Origin of the sequence: Citrobacter sp., assembly GCF_050252275.1 — a bacterium.
In the GTDB taxonomy this organism is placed as follows: domain Bacteria; phylum Pseudomonadota; class Gammaproteobacteria; order Enterobacterales; family Enterobacteriaceae; genus Citrobacter_A; species Citrobacter_A amalonaticus.
The window spans coordinates 1-4,545 of sequence record NZ_JBFWLF010000334.1 but is presented as its reverse complement, the minus strand read 5'-3'; the positions used below and the strand labels follow the sequence as shown (position 1 = coordinate 4,545).

Sequence of the window (4,545 nt, the reverse complement as noted above, 5' to 3'; positions counted from 1 at the left end):
CATCGGAGGCGTTAGAGATAAGCTCACGCAGGAAGATTTCTTTATTGGAATACAGAGAATGGATCATCAGATGCAGAAGCTGTTTTACTTCTGACTGAAAACCACGAGTTTCTTGTCCTTTCATGTAGATCTACCTCAACAATGCCATTTTCAATGGTAAAAACACGTTGAGGGTGAAATGGGGACAACCGGGGGGGATTTCAAGCGGAGGCCGCGAGCACAGCCTCCGTTTGTTCAGAATTTAATCTTGTGGCGTCCTGCCAGAGAATGCGACAGCGTGGTGCCGTCCACCATCTCCAGTTCACCGCCGACCGGCACGCCGTGCGCGATACGGCTGGCGTCAACGCCATATTGCGCGCAGAGTTCAGCAATGTAGTTCGCCGTGGCTTCCCCTTCGACCGTCGGGTTGGTCGCGAGGATCACTTCACTGAGTTGCTCGCAGGACAGGCGCTGCTCAAGTCTGTCGAGACCGATATCATCCGGCCCGATGCCGTCGAGCGGCGACAAATGCCCCATCAGCACGAAGTAGCGCCCGGAAAACTGCCCGGTCTGTTCAATCGCATAGATATCCGCAGGACTCTCGACCACGCAAATCTGGCCGTTTTCCTGACGACGCGGATTTGAACAGATATTGCAAACCTCTTGCTCGGTGAAGGTGCGGCAATCGGCGCAGTGACCGATTTCCGACATCGCCCGGGTGAGCGCTTGCGCCAGACGCATCCCGCCGCTGCGGTCACGCTGAAGCAGCGTAAACGCCATGCGCTGCGCCGACTTCGGGCCAACGCCCGGCAGGCAGCGCAGTGCTTCCATAAGCTGAGTTAACAGCGGGCTGGTTTGCATCAGAACGGCATCTTAAAGCCTGGCGGCAGTTGCATACCGGAGGAGACAGAGGCCATTTTTTCTTTCTGGGTCTCTTCAATGCGACGGGCAGCATCGTTAAACGCAGCAGCAACCAGATCTTCCAGCATCTCTTTGTCATCTTCGAGCAGGCTTGGGTCGATCTCCACGCGACGGCAGTTATGCGCGCCGTTGATGGTCACTTTCACCAGACCCGCACCGGATTCACCGGTCACTTCCAGCTTCGCGATTTCTTCCTGCATCTGCTGCATTTTTTCCTGCATCTGCTGGGCCTGCTTCATCAGGTTACCCAGACCGCCTTTACCAAACATAGGCTTCTCTCTCAATCACGTTAAGGGATGACAACCATAAGCGTCGCTTACGATCAAATGGGGCGGATACTCTCTTCATCCAGATCCGCATCGAAGAACCGACGCAGGGTCTGGATGTTGTTATCCGCAACTATCGACTCACGCGCCTGCGCAAGTTTCTCTTCATAAATCGCCTGACGCCACTCCAGCGGCGTTCGCACCGCCGGATTATCATCTTCTACGATGGTCAGTTCAACCGTTGATCCCGCAAGCTGACTCAGTGCTTCCGCCAGCTTTTGCTGCGCACCGCTGGAATTCAGGTGACGCTGGCTGGAACGCAAATGCAGACAGACCGCATTATCGTTCTCTTCTTTCCAGGCGTTGAGCGCGACCTGCTCAACCAGTTTTGGCAGCGAAAGCTGGCTGACCTGTGCCGCCCACGGATCGCGTTCAATCGCTTCTGCGGCAAGCTTAGCTGCCAGTTCCGGTGTTTTCTCATGCTCCAGCGCTTTTTTCAGCGCCTTTGGTGTCGCCACCACCTCTTTCACTTCAGCAACCGGCGTGGTCGCCTTCCAGCGATAGGCCTCTTTCTTCGCCGGCGCCTGCTCGAGCGCAGACGGTGCAGGACGAGCCTGTACGCGTTCTGATACCGAAGCCAGTCTTTCCAGCGCAGCGTTATTCACCGGCCGCGCGCGGGGTGCGGCTGCCGGTTCACTCTTTTTTGCTTTGGTTGCTCCCTGCGCACGTTGCAGTTGGTTGCGCGCCGCCAGCACCTGACTGGTGGATTCCGGTAGCGGTGCTGCCGGGGCCGGTTGCGCGGGTGCAGACTGCTGCGGCACCTGGGTCGGCGTCATTACCGCCGTTGGCGCGACAGGGGCAAATGATTGTCGCGGAACCTCGGGTTCTGGTAGCGGCATACGCGGATGAAACGCCAGCGCCCGCAGTAAGGTCATTTCAACGCCCATGCGTCTGTCTGGCGCGTACGGCAATTCTTTACGGCCAATCAACAACGTCTGGTAATAAAGCTGAACGTCCGCTGGCGGCACGGTGCGCGCCAGTTCACGCATGCGCACTTCGATCGTCGCCATGTCGCCGCCGAGTGCGGCAGGAGACAACTGGACCAACGCAATACGGTGCAGCAGACCAAGCATTTCGACCAGCAGTGCTTCCCATTCGATTCCTCGCGCTGCGGCCTCGTTGACCAGCGTCATCACCCGTTCACCGTCGGCAGCGATTACCGCCTCCACCAGCGACAGCGCCTGATCGTCATCCAGCGTGCCGAGCATCGCGCTCACCGCCAGGGTGGAAACCTGGCCGTCACCGCTGGCTATCGCCTGATCCGTCAGACTCAGCGCGTCACGCAGACTGCCATCGGCCGCACGGGAAAGCAGTTGCAGTGCGCGCGGCTCGTGGGCTATCTGCTCTTCGTTAAGAATGTGTTCAAGCTGATGGCGGATCTGGTCGACATCCAGCGCCTTAAGATGGAACTGCAGGCAGCGGGACAGAATGGTCACCGGCAGCTTCTGCGGATCGGTTGTCGCCAGCAGGAATTTGACGTGCGACGGCGGCTCTTCAAGCGTTTTGAGCAGCGCGTTAAAACTGTGGCGAGACAGCATATGCACTTCGTCGATCAGATAAACTTTGAATCGACCGCGCGCCGGGGCGTACTGGACGTTATCCAGCAGATCCCGGGTGTCTTCAACTTTAGTGCGCGAGGCAGCATCGATCTCAATCAGATCGACAAATCGCCCCTGTTCGATTTCACGGCAGTTATCACACACGCCGCACGGCGTGGCGGTAATGCCGGTTTCGCAATTCAGTCCCTTTGCCAGCAGACGGGCAATGGAGGTTTTACCGACACCCCGGGTACCGGAAAAAAGATATGCATGGTGAATACGCCCTAACGACAAGCCGTTCGCCAGTGCGGTCAGCACATGTTCCTGGCCGACGACGTCAGCAAAGGTTTGTGGGCGCCATTTTCGGGCTAAAACCTGATAACTCATTGGCTGGCTCTGAAACGCTGGAAGGTGGATTCATAGGGGGGAATGCTAACACAACCTCACTAATTCAGCGAGGTCATGTCTTCAGGTAATACGTCAGGTGCTGTTGAGCCGATTAGTGCCCCGGGAAAGGAACCAGGCTATAACAGTTGATGCCCTGCTGCGCCAGACGCTGTTCGCCGCCGAGGTCAAACAGGTTGATGATGAACGCCGCATCGGTCACTTCGCCGCCCAGACGACGGATCAGTTTCACGGTCGCTTCAATCGTACCGCCGGTTGCCAGCAGATCGTCAACCACCAGTACTTTATCACCGGCGTGGATCGCATCAAGGTGGATTTCCAGTTGATCGGTGCCGTATTCCAGTTCGTAGCTTTCAGCGATCGTTTCACGCGGCAGCTTGCGCGGTTTACGCACCGGCACAAAGCCAACGCCCAGACCCAACGCTACCGGCGCGCCAAACAGAAAGCCGCGAGCTTCGGTACCGACAACTTTGGTGATGCCTGCATTTTTGTAACGCTCAACCAGCAATTCGATGCTGAGTGCGTAAGCTTTCGGATCTTCCAGTAAGCTGGTGACATCACGGAAAAGAATGCCCGGTTTCGGGTAGTCCTGAATGCTTTTAATGCTATTTTTGAGAAACTCAAGCTGCTGTGCAGTTGCGGTCATAAGTTTGTGCCTGATTAATACGGTGTTACTTCACGGCGCACTATACACTTCATCCTTCAAGCGGCCTCTTTGTTGGCTGCATTAATTTGACCCAGTGCGCCTGTGCTCGAAAACGGTCGAATTTACTGGCTACTGCCGGCAATTGCAACCGCGATTATTATGCTTCAGTGCTTTTGTTGCTTTTCGTCAATCACAGGTATTCGCCACATAAATACCAGCAGGCAAGCCAGGATCACCAGCAGCAGGATCCGCACCCACCACATCGGGGTCAACCACAGCGATACGGCGAAGGTGATGAGGATCATTACGATCGCGCGGGGCTTAACGCCCGGCGGCATAGCCTTATATTTCTGCCAGAATCGCAAATAGCTGCCAAACCACGAGCGGTAGAGTAACCAGTTATGGAAACGCGGCGATGAGCGGGCAAAGCACCAGGCAGCCAGCAGGATAAACGGTGTCGTCGGCAATACAGGCAACACGACGCCCAGCGTCCCCAATACAACCGCCAGCCAACCCGTGATGATTAAAAGGATTCGTTGCATAATAAAGGCATATCACAAACCAGAACGCTACTTTAGCATAACAGTTATCATTTTCATCGGAGTGTTACAGTGAAAACCGCCATGCTGCTGCAAAAGCTGGAAGATCAGCTCGCCCTCCTGCGCCAACGCTGTGCGCCGGTGGCGCAGCATGCCACGATCAGCGCCCGTTTCGATCGCCATCTTTTTCA

Annotated in this window: 7 protein-coding genes and 1 other annotated feature; of the genes, 1 reads left to right on the top strand and 6 read right to left on the bottom strand. The window is 56.1% G+C overall.

The genetic code is table 11. The features are described from left to right. The 6 genes from AB7E14_RS20860 to AB7E14_RS20835 form a co-directional block, all read right to left on the bottom strand. The coding region (locus AB7E14_RS20860; RefSeq protein ID WP_428169888.1) for a hypothetical protein at nucleotides 1-124 on the bottom strand (124 nt) is incomplete at its 3' end. Between the two features lie 110 nt (nucleotides 125-234). After that, nucleotides 235-840: a recombination mediator RecR gene (gene recR / locus AB7E14_RS20855; RefSeq protein WP_043001549.1), complete on the bottom strand. Its 606-nt coding sequence runs from the start codon at nucleotides 838-840 to the stop codon at nucleotides 235-237. Then, the gene (locus tag AB7E14_RS20850; RefSeq protein ID WP_001515903.1) at nucleotides 840-1,169 is read right to left on the bottom strand and encodes a YbaB/EbfC family nucleoid-associated protein; all 330 of its coding nucleotides are present in this window, start codon (nucleotides 1,167-1,169) and stop codon (nucleotides 840-842) included. The genes recR and AB7E14_RS20850 overlap by 1 nt, the downstream gene beginning before the upstream one ends. A gap of 53 nt (nucleotides 1,170-1,222) precedes the next feature. Continuing rightward, nucleotides 1,223-3,151: a DNA polymerase III subunit gamma/tau gene (gene dnaX, locus AB7E14_RS20845; protein WP_316961948.1), complete on the bottom strand. Its 1,929-nt coding sequence runs from the start codon at nucleotides 3,149-3,151 to the stop codon at nucleotides 1,223-1,225. Then, nucleotides 1,826-1,890, bottom strand: a sequence feature (DnaX frameshifting element). It overlaps the preceding gene by 65 nt. A gap of 112 nt (nucleotides 3,152-3,263) precedes the next feature. After that, a complete protein-coding gene (gene apt, locus AB7E14_RS20840; RefSeq protein ID WP_043001551.1) occupies nucleotides 3,264-3,815 on the bottom strand; it encodes an adenine phosphoribosyltransferase in 552 nt (183 codons plus the stop codon). A 164-nt stretch (nucleotides 3,816-3,979) separates the two neighbouring features. After that, nucleotides 3,980-4,357, bottom strand: coding sequence for a DUF454 family protein (locus AB7E14_RS20835; RefSeq protein WP_043001552.1), 378 nt, complete (start codon nucleotides 4,355-4,357; stop codon nucleotides 3,980-3,982). Between the two features lie 69 nt (nucleotides 4,358-4,426). Between AB7E14_RS20835 and priC the strand changes: the two genes are divergently transcribed. Then, a partial coding sequence (gene priC, locus AB7E14_RS20830) for a primosomal replication protein PriC (protein ID WP_428169887.1) occupies nucleotides 4,427-4,545 on the top strand: 119 nt, incomplete at its 3' end.

Excerpts from the sequence above, each read along its gene's own strand:
- apt (WP_043001551.1), bottom strand. The coding sequence starts at position 3,815 with ATGACCGCAACTGCACAGCAGCTTGAGTTTCTCAAAAATAGCATTAAA.
- dnaX (WP_316961948.1), bottom strand. The coding sequence starts at position 3,151 with ATGAGTTATCAGGTTTTAGCCCGAAAATGGCGCCCACAAACCTTTGCT.
- AB7E14_RS20850 (WP_001515903.1), bottom strand. The coding sequence starts at position 1,169 with ATGTTTGGTAAAGGCGGTCTGGGTAACCTGATGAAGCAGGCCCAGCAG.
- AB7E14_RS20835 (WP_043001552.1), bottom strand. The coding sequence starts at position 4,357 with ATGCAACGAATCCTTTTAATCATCACGGGTTGGCTGGCGGTTGTATTG.
- recR (WP_043001549.1), bottom strand. The coding sequence starts at position 840 with ATGCAAACCAGCCCGCTGTTAACTCAGCTTATGGAAGCACTGCGCTGC.